Raw genomic sequence first — 19,799 nt, forward strand, 5'->3', positions numbered from 1 at the left:
TGCATCAGATTAGCGCGACCATCGCCGCAATGCCTCGTCCGGGAGGTCACGCCGCCACAACGGATCGGGCATCCGATGCGCCGTGGCAGATCATCAGCAATGTCGCCGATTCGCATGAAAGAGTGATGGAGTGCGCCAGCTCGACGGCTAGCTGAGGGGCCAGTGCCGAAATAGGAAGAATAACACATGCCCAGCCAGCTGCTTAATCGTTATAATGACGCAGTCGCGTTGACGCTTTTCGTCAAATCGCGTTCTATCCGCCACCATTTGTCCGGCCTGCTCTCAGGCTTCGGGGAATTCGGAGGAGGTTTTTATGCGCACGATCCGCACGATCGCAGAATTGCGTGATCAGCTTGACACCTATCGGCGTAACGGCAAGACGATCGGCTTTGTGCCGACCATGGGATTCCTGCATGTCGGTCACATGGAGTTGGTCGCTTGCGCGCGCGCCGAAAACGAAGTGAGCGTTGTATCGATCTTCGTTAACCCGCTGCAGTTCGGCGCCAACGAAGACCTGACCCAATATCCGCGCGATCTGGCCCGTGACAGCGCAATGCTCGAGGCTGCCGGCGTCGATGTCCTGTTTGCACCTGACGCCGGCGAAATGTATCCACGACCGATGCTGACGCTCGTCGATGTCCCAACGCTCGGAAACCAGCTGGAAGGGGAGGTCCGGCCAGGACATTTCGCGGGTGTGGCGACCGTCGTCACGAAACTTTTCAACCTCGTGCAGCCCGATCGCGCCTATTTTGGCGAGAAGGACTATCAGCAGGTGGCGCTGATCAAGCGGATGACCGAGGATCTCGCTCAGCCGGTTGGCATCGTTGCCGTGCCGACTGTGCGCGAAGCGGACGGGCTTGCTTGCTCGTCGCGCAATGTCTACCTCAGCGCGCGCGAACGGGCCGCGGCCGTTGTCGTTCCAAATGCCCTGGCAGAAGCCGAGCGGCTTTATGCGAAGGGCTGCGATAGCCCCGAGGAATTGGAGGCCGCCTTGAGGCAGTTCATCGCGGCAGAGCCGCTTGCCACACCCGAAGTGGTCGCCGTACGCCATCCTGAAACCCTTGAGAGCTTGTCCTCGCTGCAATCGGGGTCTGCGCTTGTTGCACTTTTTGTGCGCATCGGCACCACGCGGCTTCTCGACAACAGGGTCATCGGGACCAAATCGATCAAGAATTCGAGGGCGGCATAGTGAGCACCCATAGCAAGCAGAAGCGGCTAACGACGGCCTCGATCCGCGCGATGAAGGGCAAGGACCGCGTCGTCTGCCTGACGGCCTACACGACGCCGATCGCCCGCCTGCTCGATCCCCACTGCGACCTTCTCCTTGTCGGCGATTCGCTCGGCATGGTGCTTTACGGCATGGAAACGACAGTTGGCGTGACCCTCGACATGATGGTTGCCCACGGCCGTGCCGTCATGCGCGGCGCGTCGCATGCCTGCGTCATCGTTGATCTCCCTTTCGGCAGTTATCAGGAATCAAAGGAACAGGCGTTTCGCAGCGCCGTGCGGCTGATGCAGGAGACCGGCTGTGATGGCGTCAAGCTGGAGGGCGGGGAGGAAATGGCGGCGACGATCGCCTTCCTGACTGCAAGAGGGGTTCCAGTTTTCGCTCACGTTGGGCTTATGCCGCAGCTTGTCAACACGGCCGGTGGCTTTCGCTCGCTCGGACACTCAGATGAGGAGGCGGCAAAGATTCGGCGCGACGCTCTGGCGGTCGCCGAGGCCGGTGCCTTCGCGGTTGTTGTCGAGGGAACTGTCGAACCCGTTGCCCGCGACATCACTGCTTCGCTTGGCGTGCCAACCATCGGCATTGGCGCGTCGCCTGCCTGCGACGGGCAGGTGCTGGTATCGGACGACATGCTCGGTCTTTTCAACGATTTCATGCCGCGTTTCGTCAAACGCTTTGCTAATCTTGGCCCGCTCGTCTCTCAAGCCGCTGAGGCCTACGCCGAGGAGGTCCGAACTGGGAAATTTCCAGCCAAGGAGCATACGTTTCAACCGAAGCGGTAGGGCTCTCGCCTCAGGTCGGATTGTAGCGACGAGCACGGTCCGCCCTTGTGGGCGGGGAAGCTATGGCCGTTGATCATGACCACGTCGATGTCACTGGCAAGCCGCGACGCTTCAGAAGCAGACGCCGGCCTTCAATCTCCAGTCTTGCCATGTCATCGATGGCAAGGGCAGTGCCCGGCGATGGCCCACTATCTTCAGGGTGTCTCAGCGCCTGCCGGAGGTCATGTAAGCGAGAACGCGGCCCTTGGCCCGCAGCCAATGTCGGACAATTTAGCCCCTGCTGAGCCAGGCCCCGATCCCAAGGGCGGCGGCCCGCCCGCTGGCGAAGCATGCCGTCAACAGATAGCCACCGGTGGGGGCTTCCCGGCACCTGCGAGCTCGCGTAGAAGAGCCGCCTTCACACCGTCGATCCCGGCAGCCTTTCGAAGCCGGTTTGACAAACTAGCTTTCGGATCTTGCCTTCCAAGCGCACGGGCGATGCGATCCTGTGCGCGTCCAGGCGTCAAGTCGACGTCAAGGGTTGTGGTTTGCCCGGCCGCCAAGCTCTTTCTCAACGCCGCAGCGTGAGCGTAGACGAGGCTGCCTTCGATGCCATGCCGGGTGACGACGAATTCTCCTGGAATGGTGCCCGCCGTCGAGGTCGCCGCGACCGATTTGACCGGCTCACCGGAAAACTGCTGCCGCAGATAGTCGCTCCAATCGACATCGAAGCCGCAATTGGCGGGCTGAAAGTCATCGACTGCGATGCCTTTCGCTCGGAGCCAAGGCAGCCAGCCGGCATCGGAGCCGAGCCGCGGCCAGCTCTTCCCGCCAAGCGCCAGCAGGGCTGCGTCCGGCTGGATCACATTTGCACCCTCGGGCGTTGCGATCACGTAGCCCTCGTCCGAAAATCCCAGCCAGCGATGCCGGGTCAGGATCCGAACGCCCTGTGCCTCAAGTCTTCGCAGCCAGGCGCGAAGAAGCGGTGACGCTTTCATCGCCGTCGGAAACACCCGCCCCGAAGATCCCACGAACGTTTCGGCACCGAGTCCTGCCGCCCAGGCCCTAACCGCGGACGGCTCGAAGCCATCCAGTGCGTCGCGAAGGCGGGCGTTCGACGCGCCGAAGCGTGATGCGAAGCCGTCGTAATCCTCGGAATGGGTAATGTTCAGCCCGGACTTGCCGGCAAGGAGAAATTTCCGTGCAACCGTCGGCATGGCTTCATAGACGGTGACCGTGTGCCCGAGCGATGACAGGCTTTCGGCGGCAGTCAGGCCTGCCGGGCCGCCGCCGAGGATCGCGATTTGCTTCTTGACCATCAAAAATCGCCCAGGATCGATATCGAAGGTCTCTCATGGCCCGCCAAAGCGCCATGTGCAAGAGTATCGTCGCGGGGATCGACCTCCCGCGCTCGGGTTCTCAGGTGCTATGTGCAGATTGTTCCCGGCGCCCACTCTCAAGGAAGACAAGGCGTCGAGCCTGGAATTTATCTGCCGTCACCATGGCGACGGCACGATCAGAGGGAAGATCAATCCACGATGCGAGGCGTGAACTTCGGCTGTGCAGGATCTGCGGCTTCTTTGATCGCCTCGTCGTGATACCAGCAACTATCGTAGACGGACGGGATGATATCCCGTTCAATATCAACCGCCGGGCGACGCTCTGTCGCAGCGAAGCGCTTCGGAAAGGCGTAAATCTTTGCCGTCTCGTGATGCACACCAATGGCCATACCATGCCTCCTTGTTCATCCCACGCCAAAGGACGTTGCCATGACTATAGCAGCTTTGCACAGGAATTGCGCGATCTGATTGAAAAAAATGCAATATTTGTCGCAATTATGGGCACGCAATTCTGCTGTCGTTTGAATCAGAATCTCACGGAGCATAAAATATCATCATCTGCACAAATAAGAATCAGTTGAGTGGACTTGCGAAAAAATGTTGCGAGCCTTGGTCGGCTCTCGCTGGCGCGTGGGAAGACTCGCGCGCGACAAATTCCTCCGGTGACTAACTGATTGAGTCTACAGTCAGTTCCGCGCTCCGCAATTGACGCCGGCCAGACCCGCCCTCAGGCTCGATCGGACGATCCCAAATTACCCGTGATAAACTGGCACGCAACGTGCATATGATTTGGCATCCCTTCGCGGTCCGGTCGCCTCAACGGTCGGGTTCGCTTGAGGATTTGCTCACGATTTATGTTTGAGAGAATCGCAAATGACAAAGTATAAGCTCGAGTACATCTGGCTCGATGGGTACACCCCGGTACCAAATCTCCGCGGCAAGACGCAGATCAAGGAATTCGATGCTTTTCCAACGCTCGAGCAGCTCCCGCTCTGGGGCTTCGATGGTTCATCGACGATGCAGGCAGAAGGCCGCAGCTCCGACTGCGTGCTGAAGCCCGTCGCGATTTATCCGGATCCGGCGCGCACGAACGGTGTTCTCGTGATGTGCGAAGTCATGATGCCGGATGGCATCACCCCGCATTCGTCCAACAGCCGCGCCACCATCCTCGACGACGAGGACGCCTGGTTCGGCTTCGAGCAGGAATACTTCTTTTACGAGAACGGTCGTCCGCTCGGCTTCCCCGAAAGCGGCTACCCGGCTCCGCAGGGCCCGTACTACACCGGCGTCGGCTACTCGAACGTCGGCTCGATCGCCCGCGAGATCGTTGAAGAGCACCTCGACCTGTGCCTCGCAGCCGGCATCAATCATGAAGGCATCAACGCCGAAGTGGCCAAGGGCCAATGGGAGTTCCAGATTTTCGGCAAGGGCTCCAAGCGCGCTGCCGACCAGATCTGGATGGCTCGCTACCTGCTGCAGCGCCTCACGGAAAAGTACGGCATCGACATCGAGTATCACTGCAAGCCGCTCGGCGATACCGACTGGAACGGTTCGGGCATGCATTGCAACTTCTCGACCAAGTTCATGCGCGAAGTCGGCGGCAAGGCTTATTTCGAAGCTCTGATGGCGCAGTTCGACAAGAACCTGATGGACCACATCAGCGTTTACGGCCCGGACAACGACAAGCGCCTGACCGGCAAGCATGAAACGGCTCCGTGGAACAAGTTCTCCTACGGTGTTGCCGATCGTGGTGCCTCGATCCGCGTTCCGCACTCCTTTATCAAGAACGACTATCGCGGTTACCTGGAAGATCGTCGCCCGAATTCCCAAGGTTGCCCCTATCAGATCGCTTCGCAGGTGCTAAAGACGATCTCGGAAGTTCCGACCGCCGGTTTTGCTTCGGCCGCTGCCTAGGTTACCAATTCTGCGTTGCATGTGATGGCGCCGAGCGACTATCGGCGCCATTTTTTGATATTGTCGGTCTGATTGACGCTGATATTTCGGCCGAAACAGCCTTCGCGTTGGCATGCGTTCGCCGAGTCATCCACCAAAATCAGCCAGTGGTTGAAAACTTCAACCGGACAAGCATAATCCTTTTGCGTTGTCATTGTTTGGTCCTATACTCGTTGCGGATCCTCCAATCGCGAGTTGCCCGTGACAGGGAAACAGAGCCATATCCTGCGCCTACTCGGAACGCCCGCGCTTTTCGCAGGGGAGCGTGAGATTGCGTTGCCGGAGAAAGCCTATGCGCTGCTCGCCTTCCTGGTGACCGCGCCCCAATATTCCATGGACCGCGAAATCCTGCGCGCCATCCTTTGGCAATCGGACCAATCCAAACAGCGGGCCGGGAGCTTGCGCCAGCTGCTGGCTCGTATCGATCGCAGCGTTCCGGAGGGCATGCCGCGCCTCATCAAGGCGACCAAGACCCATGTCGCGTTCAACGACGAGGGGTGGGAGGCTGACGTCCTCGCCTTGAGCAATACCGCTGCGCCGTTGCCACGTCCTGCATGGGATTTGCTTCGCGGGGATCTTGTCGAGGGGTTCAAAGCGCCGACGATTGAAGCCGAAGAGCGCGTCGGCGTGGAACGACAGCGCGTCGCTGAGCGCCGCGAAGCACATATCGTTGCGCTGCTCGAAACGCCGGAGAAGCGCACGTCTGGCGATATCCTCTTCCTCGCAGGGTTGCTCATTGAGGCCGATCCTGCAAACGAGGTCGCTTGCAGGGCGCTGATGAAAAGGCACGTCGAGGCCGGAGATCTTGGGGCAGCGCGCCAGGCGTATTTGCGCTGCCGCAGTGAGCTGAAGAACGACTACGGTGCGGAACCCGATGCGGTGACGCAGGCACTCGCTCACGAACTCGGCATCATTGCACCCGCCATGCTGGCTAATTCCCCCATTGCCGTATCAGGCAACGCGTCCAACGACCCGGTCGGGCAGCCCCGCGTCCTCATTCTGCCGCCGGATACGATCTTGTCGGATCCGGTGCTGCAGCGCGTGGGACGAGCCTTGCTGGAAGAGGTGACGATCGGCCTGAGCCAGCAGCGCGGCTTCAAGGTCATTGCTGCCCATACGAGTCTGGAAATCGTCAATCGCACTCTTGCAGGCGCCATTGCGGCACCAACGCCACCTGAACTGCGGTTTGACTATACTGTATACGTCACGATCCATGGTCGCGAGGAAGACATTTATTCGACCTGCCGATTGACCAAGACCTCGACCGCCGAGGTGCTGTGGGCGATCGACCTTCCTCTCGCCATGCAGAAGGTCAATCAGTCCTTCGGTCAGCTTGCGCGGCGTATCGTGATGACACTCGCCGATACGATCGAGCGCCGCGAGCTGCTGGATATGACGCACGACGTCAACCCGTCGGCCTATCGGCTATACCTTGAAGGAAAGCGTCTCGTTTCGAAGACTGATCTTCAGCATCTGCGCCAGGCGCGCAAATGGTTCAAATCAGCGCTTGCACGCCACGACAAATTCTCCTCCGCGCACGCGGGAATGGCACGTGTGCTGGGCATGGAATGGCTGGTGCGCGGAATGAAGGACACGCAATTGCTGGAGGACGCCGATCACTCGGCCTGGCTTGCGCGCGACAGCGACCCGAACAGCGGTCGGGCGATGCGCGAGTTGGGCTTCGTGGCCCTTTACCGTCGCCGCTTCAGCGACAGCCTCGATTTCTTTGCCGAAGCACAGATGCTCAACCCGAATGACGCCGACATCCTCGCCGATCATGCGGATGCGCTGCTGCATGACGGACAGAGTGAACGGGCACTGGAGTTGAGTTTGGCGGCACTCAAGCTCAATCCGCTGCCGCCGGATTACTACTATTGGAATCTCGGTGGCATTCATTTCGTCCAGGAAAATTACGCCAAGGCGATCGAGGTCCTGGATCGCGTCAAGGATCGTCCCGCAACCTCGCGTTTGTTGGCCGCGGCTCATGCAAAGAACGGCGATCTTAGAACCGCGTCGCGCTATGCCGCCATCGTCCTCGAGAATTTCCCGGATTTCCGCACCGACGATGTCTGGCAATTCGTGCCCGATCGCAATCCGGACGACACCCGTCAGCTGATTGACGGCCTTCGCATGGCCGGATTGTCCTGAAGCGTTACAACTTCAGCGTTTTCACCTCCTTCTTAGCGCGAATCTCGGTCACGCCGAAATAACGCCCGCCGAGGCATCTTCAGCTGTCCGCAGCTCAATGCTGCTTCCAGCAAGGAGATGACACAATGACGACGGTTCACATCAAGCCAGTTGCAGTCCGCCTTTCGGCCGCCGCTCAGGCCGTCCTGAAGCAGGAGGCCGTGCAACTCGACACGAACGCCACGGCAAACATCGTTCACGCCCTGAAGTTCCGTTGAGGGTTCATGCGAATGTCTGTTCAGACCGCACTCGAGCGCCTGGCGCAAGATCTCAGTCTCTCATCGGCCGGTATCAACAGCTACCACGACCGCTCGCTGGCGCCTGGACAGACATTCGCGGCCATCAAGCCGCATTTCAAGGAACTTGGCATTACCCGGGTGGGGCTGCTCACCGCACTTGACCTTCTTGAGATCCCCGTAGCCTTTGCCACGCGACCCAACAGCTACACGCTTTCCGTCTTCCAGGGTAAGGGCATCGACGAAGAGGCGGCAATGACCTCGGCGGCGATGGAGGCCGTTGAGACACGCGTTGCGGAAAACCAGCCGAGCGACCTTGTGATTGCCACTCTGGCCGGAATGAGGGCTGAGGATGCGCCGATGATCGACCTCGATTCGGTGGCGCGTTGCGTTCCTTCCGAGATCGGTTCCGAGCCTATTGCCTGGGGCGAGGGCCTGGACATCATCTCCAACCGTCCAGTCTTCGTACCCTGGCCGCTCGTCGGCCTCGACCATCGGGGCGTTCGGCCATCCGGTTTCGAGCAGTCGAGCGATGGCCTCGCATCGGGAAACCGGCCGGCAGAAGCCGTGCTTCACGGCCTTTGCGAATTGGTCGAACGCGACGCCTTTGCGCTGACGCAGTTGCGCCCATACGAGCAACTGCGCGGCGCGCGCATTGATCCGACTGCATTCGGCGACCCCGTGCTCGATATCATTGTCGATCGCATCGAGCGTGCCGGAATGCGTCTGCTGCTCCTCGACATGACGACCGATATTGGCGTTCCGAGCTTTCTGGCCGTTATCATTCCGGGCAATCTCGGGGACCGTGTGGATGCGCGTTGGACCCATGTTTGTGGCGGATGTGGATGCCATCCTGATCCTGTTCGCGCAGCGCTGCGCGCAATCACCGAGGCAGCGCAGAGCCGCTTGACAGCAATTGCCGGCAGTCGTGACGACTTTTCGCCGCGTCTTTACCAGAGGCTCGACGACGGCGGTCCGATGCAGGAGCTCATCAATCTCTGCGATGAAACGCCAGCCGCTCCCACATTCTCGTTCGAACCTTCGCCGCGCACCATTCAGGAAAACATCTCGCAAATTCTCGATCGCCTAACGTCGAGAGGTATCGATCAGGTGGTGGCCGTACCGCTTCCCCATCCGCGCCTGCCGGTCTCGGTCGTCCGCATGATCGTGCCCGGTCTCGAGGTGGATGTCAGCGGCGAATACATCCAACTCGGGTTGCGCGCCGTCAACGCCATGCAGGGAGCAATGCAATGAAGGTTATCTTCGCAGGGCCGAGCTTCGGCGCCGACATTCGCACGCTTGGCGCGAAAAACCCGTCGATCCATTTTCGCGGGCCGGCTGCACGCGGTGACATATTGCAAGCCGTAGAGGACGGTGCGCACGCGATCGGGATTGTTGATGGCTACTTCGGGGAAGTGCCTTCGGTATGGCATAAGGAAATCCTCTACGCATTGCAGCACAATGTCGTTGTCGTCGGCGGCGCCAGCATGGGTGCGCTTCGCGCGGCCGAATGCGCGGCGTTCGGCATGGTCGGCCTTGGCTCGATCTACGAGGACTATGCGCAAGGTCGCCTGATCGACGATGAAGCCGTGGCGCTCGTGCATGCACCCGAAGAGCTCGGCTGGCTGCCGCTCTCGATCCCCTGGGTGGATTTTCAGCCGACGATCGATGACCTGTACCGGACGGGTGCGGTCTCGCTTGCCGAACACAAGATGCTGTTGCTTGCCGGCCGCTTCCTCCACTTTTCAGAGCGCACCTATCCCAAGGTCATCGAAGGCTGCGCTTTTTCCGAGGACGGCCGGGCCAAGGAGATCCTGCGGATCGTTCGATCGCGAAAGATCGAGCGCAAGCGTCAGGATGCCGAACTCGTGTTGCAATATCTGCAGGACGTGGAGTTTGCCGCTCAGGAGCGTGACTGGGGCTTCGCCGCGACGTCTCACTTTGAGCATTTGCGGGCGGAAGTCACGAGGCTGTCACGCCTGTAACGCCCGAGTAACGCTGGACCTGAATGATGGGATCTCGTTGAAGCCCAGAAGGCTCATCAGCAAAGAAGGCGGTGGCAATGAACATTCTAACGAGGGACGAGGGAACGGGTAGCGAGTACGCCAGAATCTTCCGGTTGCTCTCGGCCGCAAAGGATGAAGCCCAAAAGCTCAAGCTGCATAATCTGACGCACTTGACCAATATGGCTCTTCTTCAGGTCGTCATTGATTGGGACGGCATCGACCCCGAGCGGGAACTCGATGTCAATCTCGAAAAGCTGATCGGCACCAAGACGCAGGTCGCGATGAAAGATGCCAGCGAGAACCTGGTGCTTCTCGATTGCCACTGACGATCAGGCCGGGGCGTTCGGACCGTGCTGTTACTCGGCGTCGTCCAGTTGCTCCATGCCGGCAATTGCCTGCACGAGCTTTACGATCTTCTTGCGAACCGCCTCGTTCTTGATCGACAGGAAGGCGGCGTTGAGCAGAACGCCATCGCGCGAAACAACGAATTCGTCGCTGGGCGTCGGATTGTCATTCGCAGTGCTGACGTCCTCGAAGAAAGTTCGGACGTCCACATCGAGAGCACCGGCGATTTCGACCAGCATGCTCGCCGAGACGCGGTTGGCACCTTTTTCGTATTTTTGAATCTGCTGGAAGGTGACGCCAACCCTATCGCCAAGTTCGGTCTGCGATACTTTACGCATCAGACGCTTTATGCGGATCGTCTTCCCGACGTGAATATCAACTGCATGGGGTCCATCTTTCATGGCTCTCTCCTTCCAACGCCGGTTGTTGCGCGACTATTATGCCAGCAATCAACCTAACGGAGATAATTGATCGGATCAATTGTGTTGATTCGTTTTTTATCGCCTACAGAGCGCCTGGGCTCAACGTATTGAAGATTCGACCATCCGTCTGAATGGCGATTGTTTGCATCGTCAAATCGCTGTTATGGTTGAAAGCAACCATAGATCGTGGTCGGCCATTCGCTTCAAGTTGAGCGGTTCTGATGTCGACGAAGAGCTGGCTTTTGCTTGCGTTACTCTCCATTGTCGCGGTCGAGGGTATTACGCTTGGCTGAAATTCTCCGATAACCGTCTCCCTGATGGCATTGCCGGCGGCAATGGGCGCATTGAGGCCACCAGATCGATATCTCGACAAAGACTGCCGGCCGCATTCAGGACATTCTCGTCAACGAGGGCGATTTCGTTGATGCGGGGCAGGTGCTCGCCCGAATGGATACCGAGCAGCTTGAAGCGCGCCTCCGCCATGCGGCCGCGCAGTTGCACCGGGCTGTCATTGGCGTCGATACCGCAAACAGCCTCGTCAAAGAGCGCGAAGCTGAGCATGCCCCGCTGCCGTTGCGCTGGAGGAAGCGTTCGTAGCCTTTCTCGAAGATCCGATAGGTACGAAGGACGAGGCACCCGCAAGCTTTGCCGTGCCTGCAGCCTCGGTTCGTCGGCGGGCGGCGGCCCGGGATACGGCTTTCGCCGGCTTTTCGACACGCGCCGGATGTTTGCCTATACGAGGCAAGAGGCGCTCGAGCTACAGCGCGATCCCATCTGCGCCACGCTTGCCATTGTCGGCAGCGTCATCTTGATGTTCGTCATCGGCTACCACATCAATATGGAGGTTGAGAACCTCTCGTTCGCCGTGCTTGACCGCGATGACACCACGATCTGCCAAGACTAAGTCCAGCTTTCCGGATCCCGGTACTTTGACGAGAAGCCGCCGATTGTCGACTACGACGACTTGGACCGACGCATACGATCGGGCGAACTCAGCCTTGTGATCGAAATTCCGGGCAGGGCGTCGAGGTCGGTGCATGGATCGACGGAGCGATGCCGAGACGCACCGAGACCATTGGGGGGTATGTCCAGGCAATGCATGCCGACTGGCTGGGACGCAAGGCACGTCAGCTCTATGGGACAACCGATACCGGCAATTTCCAGCTCGAGATCCGGTACCGCCGTCATAACACTCTGTCCACAACTATGGACTATTTTCGCAATCGCGCATATTAGGGATGCGAGGCAAAGTAGAAGTCGTCCGGCGCTGCATGTTTGATATGCGAAGCTGACGCTTGACTTCGTTCGGGGACATTTCCGGGTGGGGTAAACATCGTGCGCATATCCGTTCTTTAGGCTCCGGCCTAAGGCGCATTGCAGCCCGTTCCGGATGGCATCCGGGAGGGAAGAACATGCCTGATCTTCAACGCAGAGAATTTATCGTTCAAGGAAGTGCGGTTCTCGCCGCAATCGCGGGTCTGTACGCTTCGGGGGTCAACGCTTTTCCGACGCAGACGGGCGAGAAGGTTATTCCGTGGCTCGATCAGCCGACGGAAAATCCAAATCCGGCCGTTATCCAGACGCAGCTCGTCTGGGAAGATTTGGATACCTTCATAACTCCAAATGACAAGTTCTTCAGCATCGCGCATTTCAATCGACCGACGATTGACGAGAAATCGTGGTCCCTCGATATCGGCGGCCTGGTCAAGAAGCCGTTAAAACTGACGCTCGCTGACATCAAGGCGCGACCGCGACAGGAGGTCGTTTTCACAGTGGAATGCTCGGGCAACCACGGTTTCCCATTCTTCACCGGCGGCATCGGCAATGCCCGCTGGGCAGGCACGCCGCTTGCGCCGATTCTGCAGGAAGCCGGGGTCCTTGATAGTGGCATCGAGGTTGTCTTCTTCGGTACCGACAAAGGCGACGTCGAAATACGCGACATCAAGATGCAACAGAACTTCGCTCGCAGCATGTCGTTCGCCGACGCGATGAACCCCGGCAATCTTCTCTGTTATGAAATGAACGGCGCGAGCCTGCCGACGCCCAACGGCTTCCCGTTGCGGCTGATTGCTCTGGGCTGGTACGGAATCGCCAACGTTAAGTGGCTGAAGGAAATCGAAGTTCGCGATACCCGCTTCATGAGCCTGTTGATGGCGAGAGACTACGTCACCATCCGGGAGGAAGAGCACAACGGCGAGACCAGGTGGATCGAGACCTCAGTCGGCCGAGCGCGGATAAAGTCCGCGCCCGCAAAGGTCACCCAGACAGGCTCAGGTTACCGCATTATCGGCGCGGCCTGGGGGGCACCGATTGACCGGGTCGAAGTACAAATCGATCAAACGCCATGGAAACCAGCGATCATCGATCACAGTGAGGAAGCCGAACACGCTTGGAAAATTTGGTCCTTGGATTGGGCAAATCCCTCTCCTGGAGAACATACTGTGACCTCACGCGCGATCAGTACTACTGGGCAGATACAACCGGCAATGGACGATCCCTTGATCGCCAAAAAGCACACATACTGGGAAAGCAATGGCCAGGTGACACGCCACATCCGCATCTCGTGAGCACGTTGCTGCGAGATACGTCGGGTTGGGTTCATGGGGAGGCGCGTCACAGTCTTTTGCGCTGGCGCGATAGAGCCATGTACCTTAGCTCGAGTGCCCGAACGCGGAATCTCATAAGTCCGCCGGAACTGCGGTTCGGCCTTGCGCCGGAAGGGCACTTTGGACTCGTCGATCTCGATGATGCCCTCTCGCTCATCCCGCCCTACGTCGGAGCAGGCGAGATACGGCCTGCGCAACGCTACATGTGTTGATACCTGCGCGAACGGGATAAGCCATTCATCAATTTCTACGCGACGCCCGTCACGCGTATCGAATTCCTATTCGGCAAGCCGCTACCCTACATCGCGCTTGCGATGCTCAATTTCTTCATGCTGGCAGCTTTTGCTGTTTTCATTTTCCGAGTGCCTTCACCGGGAGCTTCCTGACATTCACGCTCGCCGCGCTGATCGATGTCACCGGCACCAACAGCATGGGGCTTCTCATCTCGGCCCTCATGCACAGCCAGATTGCTGCCATCTTCGGGACGGCGCTGATCACGCTGATCCCGGCCGTCAGGCGGCGCTGTTCCGCGGGGGAGGCCTGAGTGTCGTATGGCCGCTGCTTGCATCGCTCTTCGCGCTCGGCGCTATCTTCTTCTATTTTGCGCTGAAACGCTTCCGGCAGTTCCTGCGCTAGTGTCAGCAATCTGCCGTGGTCAACTCCGGAGTGCTTTCACGCGGCGGCTTGCTGTGCCAGAGATTGAGCAGTCGATAGAGATGGATTCGTAGCCGCCGTGACGATCGGGTTTGCCCATGCCGAATTGATAGCCGTACTCGTGGCGGTGACGGGCGGCGAACCGCGTGTCATGACGATCCGATCGGGTGACGCGCTTCCGTCCGGTCCGTTCGAAATGGGCCATCGCACCTTGCAGAGCGGTCTACGCGAATGGGTTCAGGAGCAGACAGGCCATCCCGTCGGCTATCTGGAGCAACTCTACACCTTTGCCGACCGCGACCGAAACAACGAGATCCTGGGCGGCCGGACGATTTCGATCAGCTATCTCGGTCTGGTGCGTGAGCAGGCGACGCCGGGCGGCGGCCGACCCGGCTGGCATGGTTGGTACCGCTATTTCCCCTGGGAAGACTGGCGCGCTGGGCGCCCGGCGATCCTCGATGGGATCGTCACGCGTCTTGTCGCGTGGGCCGAGCGCGATCCCGTCCGCCAGAATGAGCGGTTGCGCCGGGCGAATTTCGCTTTCGGGCTCCGTGAGGCCGCGTGGAATGAGGATCTGGTGTTACAACGCTATGAACTGCTCTACGAAGCGGGCATCGTGACAGAGGCCGGTTGCCCGGTCGAATCCAATCCGGGCCGGGCGATGTTCGCCGACCATCGGCGCATCCTTGCGACGGGCATTGCAAGATTGCGTGCGAAGATCAAATACCGTCCAGTTGTCTTTGAGCTGATGCCGGAGAGCTTCACCCTGCTGCAATTGCAGCGCAGCGTCGAAGCGCTGGCCGGACTGACGCTGCACAAGCAGAATTTCCGCCGGTTGATCGAACAGCAGGAATTGGTCGAGGAGACGGGCGAGACGACGAGCGAAACCGGCGGGCGGCCCGCAAAGCTGTTTCGTTACCGGCATGTCGTCCTCGAAGAACGCGCGCTTGCCGGATCGAAATTGCCGCTCTCTCGTAATTGACATATGCTCATTGTGAGAATATTGATGGGTCGATGATATGCTCAGATAGAGCATAACGAGGAGTCGACCATGAATCACCCCGTTTCCGTGTCCTCGCTCTATGAGCGCGTTCGTCGCGTCATTCCCGAAGCCGAGTGGATGTCGTTCGCCGATGACGTTGAGGCGATCCTCGAGCTGAAGCGCCGGCGCAATGCCGTCATCCTGGCACACAACTACCAGACGCCGGAAATCTTCCACGGGGTGGCCGATATCGTTGGCGACAGCCTGGCACTCGCCCGCAAAGCGATCGATGTGGATGCCGACGTCATTGTTCTCGCTGGCGTGCATTTCATGGCCGAGACGGCCAAACTCCTCAATCCGGAAAAGACAGTGCTCATACCGGACCTAGGGGCGGGTTGCTCACTGGCGGATTCGATCACGCCGCAGGACGTGGCGCTGCTACGCCAAGCCCACCCCGGCGTGCCTGTTATCACCTATGTGAATACCTCGGCGGCCGTGAAGGCGGCATCGGACATTTGCTGCACATCAGGAAACGCCAAACAGGTCGTCGAGTCGCTCGGCGTGCCGCGTGTTCTGATGATTCCGGACGAATATCTCGCCCGCAACGTCGCGCGCGAAACGAAGGTCGAAGTGCTTGCCTGGCATGGTCATTGCGAGGTCCATGAACTGTTCACAGCCGATGACGTCAGGCAGCTGCGCGAGAACTATCCAGGCGTGACGGTGCTGGCACACCCCGAATGTCCGCCGGATGTCGTGGCCGAGGCAGACTTTGCCGGATCGACTGCGGTGATGTCGGATTTCGTCGGGCAGAAGCGCCCAGCCCGGGTCGTGCTCCTCACCGAGTGCTCGATGAGCGACAATGTCGCGGTGCATTACCCCGATGTCGAGTTCATTCGTCCCTGCAACCTTTGCCCGCATATGAAGCGGATCACGCTCGCCAACATCCGCGCGGCCCTGGAGGAAAATCGCCACGAGGTCACGGTCGACCCCGACGTTGCCGTTGCTGCCCGGCGTGCCGTCGAACGGATGCTTGCGATATGACCGAGCGTCTTGACGCGTTGGGCGGGCAGGTTGTCGTCGTTGGAAGCGGTCTGGCCGGTCTGATGACGGCGCTGACGCTGGCGCCGCAGCCGGTCGCGCTGATCACCCGCGGCGCCATTGGTGCGCAGACCTCGAGTGCTTGGGCGCAAGGCGGGATTGCCGCATGTCTTGGCGACGATGACAGCGCTCATCTGCACCTTTCCGATACGCTTGCTGCCGGCGACGGCCTGTGCGATGCGCAAGCCGCATCTGAGATCATCGCCGATGCCCCCGCCGTCATCGCCGCCCTGGAGAGTGCCGGCGTTTCGTTCGACAGAGATGGCGCCGGGCGCCTCGTGCTTGGTCTGGAGGCTGCCCATTCGCGCCGACGCATCGTGCATGCATCAGGAGACGGCTCCGGCGCCGCGATCATCGCCGCTCTCCTTACCGCGGTCGACAAGACGCCCTCGATCACCGTGCTCGATGCAACCGAGGTGCGCTCGCTCCTGACCCATGACGGTTCTATCAGCGGTCTGACCGTCTCTCGTGGAGCACAAATCGCCACCCTCGTGACCAACAGGGTGGTGTTGGCGACGGGCGGCATCGGCGGGCTCTATGACGCGACGACCAATCCGATGTGCAATTTCGGCCAGGGACTTGCGCTGGCGGCAAGGGCAGGCGCGAGCCTTGCCGACATGGAGTTCGTGCAGTTTCATCCGACCGGCCTCGATTCTGCCCGCCGGCCGCTGGCGCTTGTCAGTGAGGCGGTGCGGGGCGAGGGCGCCATCCTCGTCAATGACAGAGGCGAGCGCTTTATGTCCGGCATCGATGGAGAGGAACTCGCGCCGCGCGATGTCGTTGCGCGCGCCATCAGCGCAGAGCTTTCGCAAGGAAGGCGAGTCTTCTTGGACGCTCGGTGTGCGCTCCGCGGTCGCTTCGCCTCCCGCTTTCCAACGATCCACGCGCTATGCCGTGAGGCTGGCATCGACCCGACAAGCGATGTCATACCGGTGCGCCCTGCAGTTCACTATCACATGGGTGGAGTTGCGACCGATTTGACGGGACGCAGCTCGGTTCCAGGCCTGTGGGTGGTCGGCGAGGCGGCCTCAACCGGGTTGCATGGCGCCAATCGGCTGGCCAGCAACTCGTTGCTTGAGGCAGCTGCCCTCGGCCTGCGGGCTGCCGGTGGCATCAGCGCTACCTCGGCGGGTCCCGTTCGGTCGGTCCGAGGGGTGTCACCTGTGCCGGCGCCGGATGCTTCGGCCGTGCGTGTGCTCGTATCGCGCCACCTCGGCGTGCTGCGCAATGCCGGTGCTCTCCAGGGAGCGATCGCCGCCCTGTTGCCAGTCGCCGAAAACAGTGGCCCCGCTGCCGATCCGGCGATTGTTGCGTTGACGATTGCCGTCTTTGCAATGCTGCGCAAGGAAAGCCGCGGCGCGCATGCACGCACCGATTTGCCATTGAAGCTGCCTGTCGCCGAACGCCGCTTCATGACACTCGTCGATGTGCTTAATGTCGCGCGTGCCAACGCTCATTCTTTTGCCCGGAGTGCCTGATATGTCCCTTGCCCCTTTGCCGCGGCTTGTCATCGAACCGCTGGTTCGCGCCGCCCTCGTCGAAGATCTCGGCCTTGCCGGCGACATCACCACTGCCGCGGTTGTCCCGGCAGATCATCGTTCGTCGCTGGTCATGGTGGCGCGGCAGCCAGGTGTCATTGCCGGCCTCGATGCCGCCGAGCTCGCCTTCCATCTCGTCGAGCCGACGATCACGATGACCCGCCATTTGGAGGATGGTTCCCAAGTCAAGCCCGGCGACACCATTGCCACGATCAACGGGCCATCGCGCGGCTTGCTGACCGGCGAGCGCACCGCGCTCAATTTTCTTGGCCACCTCTCCGGCATCGCGACCGTGACGGCAAGTCTGGTCGAGGCCGTCAGGGGTACGAAGGCATCGATTGCCTGCACGCGCAAGACGGCTCCCGGACTGCGCGCTTTGGAAAAATATGCGGTTCGCGCCGGCGGCGGCATGAACCATCGGTTTGCGCTCCATGATGCCGTCCTGATCAAGGACAATCATGTCGCGATCGCCGGCGGCGTGGCCGAGGCGATCCGTCGCGCCCGCGCCGGCGTCGGACACATGGTCAAGATCGAGGTCGAAGTGGATACGCTCGAGCAGCTAGTCGAAGCGCTGCAGGAGAATGTCGACGCAGTCTTGCTCGATAATATGACACCGGCGCAGCTGCGCGAGGCGGTCGCGATCGTCAATGGCCGCGCAATCACCGAGGCCTCGGGCCGGGTAACGCCGGCGACGGTGGCTGCAATCGCCGTCTCGGGTGTCGATCTCGTGTCAGTTGGGTGGTGCACGCACAGTGCCCCGACATTAGATATCGGGCTCGATATACAGGGCTGACTGATACTGTTGGCACCTCGCAGGACTATGTTTGCGATGCGTCAGCCAAGAGCCGATAGATGCGGCTTGCCAGCCGTAGATGTACGTCGATCCGCCATCGTTGGATGGAGGTGACCGCTGTTCTATGGCGCTATATCAGCCTGCCGTCGACAGCGGGTCGGTTCCCCGGACGTTCCAGGGGATGGTGATTTTTTGAGGTTGTTTGCTGGCCTTCTCCGGGATGCCCTGAAATTTGCTGGGTCGCGAAAAAAAAGGTACTTCGCTGAAACTGCACCAGCAATTTCCTTGGCAAAAAGGTGAGAAAATCTGGGTTCAGACGCCCTGGTTTTGAAGTTGTGCAGCAGATGCCACAGCCGACCGGGGCCTCGCGGCCCAAAGGCGATCCGCAAGGTGCGCGCGTTCGCGACTTCAAGATATCAACCCCGATCGTCGCGCAAAAAGTGTGGGCCTCGCCGTCAGTAGCAAGGCACGCTGTTCGTGTCCCTGAGTTTGCTGGGGTGACGAAAACAGTTACTTCTTTAAGCCGTATAAGAAATTTCGCTGACGAAAACAGCCGAAAATTTAAGGGTCGGAGGTCACTTGCCGTAAGGAACTCCGCCAACATGCCAACGCATTTTCGAGGTTCCCTCATTCGACCTAAAATCGCGAACAACGCTTAGCGAGGGGCTGCTCTGCAGCAAAACGGCCATTTCCACCGTCTCGGACGCGGACTATGAACCTCTGCTGGAGCTGCGCAAGGCCATTGCGATTGGCTATCCGCGGATTGCAATGACATGTGCAAGAGTGCTAGCCGGATGTTCCATATACAACTGAATGACTATTGCTCGAACAACTTGCCGGTGCGCGCCTCGAGTCGATAGCGGTGGCCGGGGTAGATGAGGCGGGCCGTGGAGACCACGCGCCGGCCCGACCAGGTGCGGCGGCGTATCGCCAGGCAGGGCTCGCTTTTGAGGATTGTCAGCAGTTTGCACTCCCAGGACTGCGGCATTGCTGCCTCGACGATATGTTCCGAGCCACTGAGCGGGGCGGCAGCCGTCAGATAGGCGTTCGGTGTCAGCGAGGCGAAATCCTGCGCGAGATAGTCGGGGGCTGCCGCCGGATTGACGAAACGGTCCTCGATCTGCACCGGCACGCCATTTTCGCTGTGCACGATCAAGGAGTGAAACACAGGCGCACCGATATCCAGTTCGAGCGCGTCAGCCGTTTCGGGAGACGCCGTTTCCTGGGCGAGAACCACGACGCGGGCCTCATGGCCGTGGCCGCGTTCGGCAATCTCTTCGGCGATGTTGCGCACCTCGAACAGGGCCGAATAACCCTTGCGTTCCGCGACAAAGGAACCGACACCCTGGATGCGGACCAGTTCTCCCTCGGTTGCAAGTTCACGCAGCGCTCGATTGGCGGTCATCTTGCTGACGCCGAGTTCGCTCACCAGTTCGTTTTCGGAAGGCACGCGATGCTTGGGGGGCCACTCGCCGCTATGGATGCGGTCGAGAATCATCTGCTTGACACCGGCATAGAGCGGTGCGGTATCGTTGTCCCGCTTCATCTCGCTTGGGCGCTTCATTGCTCATTCCTTTTGCAACGGCGGAATCCGCTCGATAAATCGACTTTCCTCTTGCATAACACAAAATATCACATATGGTACCCTAT

Annotated in this window: 17 protein-coding genes and 4 pseudogenes; 16 read left to right on the top strand and 5 right to left on the bottom strand. The window is 59.9% G+C overall.

Translation table 11 applies throughout. The features are described from left to right. The first annotated feature begins 313 nt into the window (after window positions 1–313). Entirely contained in the window at window positions 314–1,189 is an 876-nt protein-coding gene (gene panC, locus LPU83_RS70485) for a pantoate--beta-alanine ligase (protein ID WP_024317219.1), read from the top strand. Next, window positions 1,189–2,010: a 3-methyl-2-oxobutanoate hydroxymethyltransferase gene (gene panB, locus LPU83_RS70490; protein WP_024317218.1), complete on the top strand. Its 822-nt coding sequence runs from the start codon at window positions 1,189–1,191 to the stop codon at window positions 2,008–2,010. The genes panC and panB overlap by 1 nt, the downstream gene beginning before the upstream one ends. A gap of 270 nt (window positions 2,011–2,280) precedes the next feature. Here panB and LPU83_RS70495 read toward each other — a convergent pair. Next, window positions 2,281–3,308: pseudogene (locus LPU83_RS70495) on the bottom strand (TIGR03862 family flavoprotein). A gap of 209 nt (window positions 3,309–3,517) precedes the next feature. Continuing rightward, window positions 3,518–3,718, bottom strand: a complete 201-nt coding sequence (locus LPU83_RS70500) for a DUF2735 domain-containing protein (RefSeq protein WP_024317216.1) — start codon at window positions 3,716–3,718, stop codon at window positions 3,518–3,520. A gap of 484 nt (window positions 3,719–4,202) precedes the next feature. Here LPU83_RS70500 and LPU83_RS70505 point away from each other — a divergent pair, with 484 nt between their 5' ends. Next, window positions 4,203–5,243, top strand: a complete 1,041-nt coding sequence (locus LPU83_RS70505; protein ID WP_024317215.1) for a glutamine synthetase beta-grasp domain-containing protein — start codon at window positions 4,203–4,205, stop codon at window positions 5,241–5,243. Between the two features lie 38 nt (window positions 5,244–5,281). Here LPU83_RS70505 and LPU83_RS70510 read toward each other — a convergent pair whose 3' ends face one another. Next, window positions 5,282–5,437, bottom strand: coding sequence for a hypothetical protein (locus LPU83_RS70510; RefSeq protein WP_157997407.1), 156 nt, complete (start codon window positions 5,435–5,437; stop codon window positions 5,282–5,284). Between the two features lie 46 nt (window positions 5,438–5,483). On the opposite strand from LPU83_RS70510, the gene LPU83_RS70515 reads away from it, so the two are divergent. From LPU83_RS70515 to LPU83_RS70530, 5 genes are all read left to right on the top strand, one after another. Beyond that, a complete protein-coding gene (locus LPU83_RS70515; RefSeq protein ID WP_024317214.1) occupies window positions 5,484–7,430 on the top strand; it encodes an AfsR/SARP family transcriptional regulator in 1,947 nt (648 codons plus the stop codon). 125 nt (window positions 7,431–7,555) lie between these two features. Beyond that, the gene (locus LPU83_RS75265; RefSeq protein ID WP_258579725.1) at window positions 7,556–7,687 is read left to right on the top strand and encodes a hypothetical protein; all 132 of its coding nucleotides are present in this window, start codon (window positions 7,556–7,558) and stop codon (window positions 7,685–7,687) included. 12 nt (window positions 7,688–7,699) lie between these two features. Continuing rightward, on the top strand, window positions 7,700–8,959 hold the full coding sequence (locus LPU83_RS70520; RefSeq protein ID WP_024317213.1) for a YcaO-like family protein: 1,260 nt from the start codon (window positions 7,700–7,702) through the stop codon (window positions 8,957–8,959). After that, a complete protein-coding gene (locus tag LPU83_RS70525; RefSeq protein ID WP_029710289.1) occupies window positions 8,956–9,690 on the top strand; it encodes a TfuA-like protein in 735 nt (244 codons plus the stop codon). The genes LPU83_RS70520 and LPU83_RS70525 overlap by 4 nt, the downstream gene beginning before the upstream one ends. A gap of 77 nt (window positions 9,691–9,767) precedes the next feature. Beyond that, window positions 9,768–10,037 (top strand): hypothetical protein, encoded by a 270-nt coding sequence (locus tag LPU83_RS70530; RefSeq protein WP_024317212.1) that lies wholly within the window; start codon window positions 9,768–9,770, stop codon window positions 10,035–10,037. Between the two features lie 30 nt (window positions 10,038–10,067). Here LPU83_RS70530 and LPU83_RS70535 read toward each other — a convergent pair whose 3' ends face one another. Further along, window positions 10,068–10,457 (bottom strand): helix-turn-helix domain-containing protein, encoded by a 390-nt coding sequence (locus LPU83_RS70535; RefSeq protein ID WP_024317211.1) that lies wholly within the window; start codon window positions 10,455–10,457, stop codon window positions 10,068–10,070. A 256-nt stretch (window positions 10,458–10,713) separates the two neighbouring features. Here LPU83_RS70535 and LPU83_RS73570 point away from each other — a divergent pair. The 8 genes and pseudogenes from LPU83_RS73570 to nadC form a co-directional block, all read left to right on the top strand. After that, window positions 10,714–11,036, top strand: a pseudogene (locus LPU83_RS73570) (glycoside hydrolase family 43); the annotation flags it as partial. 154 nt (window positions 11,037–11,190) lie between these two features. Further along, window positions 11,191–11,660, top strand: a pseudogene (locus tag LPU83_RS74965) (ABC transporter ATP-binding protein/permease); the annotation flags it as partial. A 230-nt stretch (window positions 11,661–11,890) separates the two neighbouring features. After that, window positions 11,891–13,045: a molybdopterin-dependent oxidoreductase gene (locus LPU83_RS70550; protein ID WP_024317207.1), complete on the top strand. Its 1,155-nt coding sequence runs from the start codon at window positions 11,891–11,893 to the stop codon at window positions 13,043–13,045. A gap of 278 nt (window positions 13,046–13,323) precedes the next feature. Further along, window positions 13,324–13,601, top strand: a pseudogene (locus LPU83_RS74970) (ABC transporter ATP-binding protein/permease); the annotation flags it as partial. Window positions 13,602–13,817: 216 nt separating this feature from the next. Beyond that, window positions 13,818–14,720, top strand: a complete 903-nt coding sequence (locus LPU83_RS70560; RefSeq protein ID WP_024317205.1) for an NUDIX hydrolase — start codon at window positions 13,818–13,820, stop codon at window positions 14,718–14,720. 69 nt (window positions 14,721–14,789) lie between these two features. Beyond that, the gene (gene nadA / locus LPU83_RS70565) at window positions 14,790–15,761 is read left to right on the top strand and encodes a quinolinate synthase NadA (RefSeq protein ID WP_024317204.1); all 972 of its coding nucleotides are present in this window, start codon (window positions 14,790–14,792) and stop codon (window positions 15,759–15,761) included. Next, the gene (locus LPU83_RS70570) at window positions 15,758–17,296 is read left to right on the top strand and encodes an L-aspartate oxidase (protein WP_024317203.1); all 1,539 of its coding nucleotides are present in this window, start codon (window positions 15,758–15,760) and stop codon (window positions 17,294–17,296) included. The genes nadA and LPU83_RS70570 overlap by 4 nt, the downstream gene beginning before the upstream one ends. A gap of 1 nt (window position 17,297) precedes the next feature. Beyond that, window positions 17,298–18,149: a carboxylating nicotinate-nucleotide diphosphorylase gene (nadC, locus tag LPU83_RS70575; protein WP_197901960.1), complete on the top strand. Its 852-nt coding sequence runs from the start codon at window positions 17,298–17,300 to the stop codon at window positions 18,147–18,149. Window positions 18,150–18,966: 817 nt separating this feature from the next. On the opposite strand, the gene hutC is transcribed toward nadC, so the two are convergent. Further along, complete coding sequence (hutC, locus tag LPU83_RS70580) at window positions 18,967–19,713, bottom strand: histidine utilization transcriptional repressor HutC (RefSeq protein WP_024317201.1); 747 nt, start codon at window positions 19,711–19,713, stop codon at window positions 18,967–18,969. Window positions 19,714–19,799 lie beyond the last annotated feature (86 nt).

This window comes from Rhizobium favelukesii (assembly GCF_000577275.2).
GTDB classification, from domain to species: Bacteria; Pseudomonadota; Alphaproteobacteria; order Rhizobiales; family Rhizobiaceae; genus Rhizobium; species Rhizobium favelukesii.

What these genes read in the sequence shown, in the direction of transcription:
- LPU83_RS70520 (WP_024317213.1), top strand. Translation starts at nt 7,700, where the DNA reads ATGTCTGTTCAGACCGCACTCGAGCGCCTGGCGCAAGATCTCAGTCTC.
- LPU83_RS70535 (WP_024317211.1), bottom strand. Translation starts at nt 10,457, where the DNA reads ATGAAAGATGGACCCCATGCAGTTGATATTCACGTCGGGAAGACGATC.
- LPU83_RS75265 (WP_258579725.1), top strand. Translation starts at nt 7,556, where the DNA reads ATGACGACGGTTCACATCAAGCCAGTTGCAGTCCGCCTTTCGGCCGCC.
- LPU83_RS70500 (WP_024317216.1), bottom strand. Translation starts at nt 3,718, where the DNA reads ATGGCCATTGGTGTGCATCACGAGACGGCAAAGATTTACGCCTTTCCG.
- LPU83_RS70510 (WP_157997407.1), bottom strand. Translation starts at nt 5,437, where the DNA reads ATGACAACGCAAAAGGATTATGCTTGTCCGGTTGAAGTTTTCAACCAC.
- nadC (WP_197901960.1), top strand. Translation starts at nt 17,298, where the DNA reads ATGTCCCTTGCCCCTTTGCCGCGGCTTGTCATCGAACCGCTGGTTCGC.
- LPU83_RS70570 (WP_024317203.1), top strand. Translation starts at nt 15,758, where the DNA reads ATGACCGAGCGTCTTGACGCGTTGGGCGGGCAGGTTGTCGTCGTTGGA.
- panC (WP_024317219.1), top strand. Translation starts at nt 314, where the DNA reads ATGCGCACGATCCGCACGATCGCAGAATTGCGTGATCAGCTTGACACC.
- LPU83_RS70505 (WP_024317215.1), top strand. Translation starts at nt 4,203, where the DNA reads ATGACAAAGTATAAGCTCGAGTACATCTGGCTCGATGGGTACACCCCG.
- LPU83_RS70550 (WP_024317207.1), top strand. Translation starts at nt 11,891, where the DNA reads ATGCCTGATCTTCAACGCAGAGAATTTATCGTTCAAGGAAGTGCGGTT.
- LPU83_RS70525 (WP_029710289.1), top strand. Translation starts at nt 8,956, where the DNA reads ATGAAGGTTATCTTCGCAGGGCCGAGCTTCGGCGCCGACATTCGCACG.
- LPU83_RS70530 (WP_024317212.1), top strand. Translation starts at nt 9,768, where the DNA reads ATGAACATTCTAACGAGGGACGAGGGAACGGGTAGCGAGTACGCCAGA.
- nadA (WP_024317204.1), top strand. Translation starts at nt 14,790, where the DNA reads ATGAATCACCCCGTTTCCGTGTCCTCGCTCTATGAGCGCGTTCGTCGC.
- hutC (WP_024317201.1), bottom strand. Translation starts at nt 19,713, where the DNA reads ATGAAGCGCCCAAGCGAGATGAAGCGGGACAACGATACCGCACCGCTC.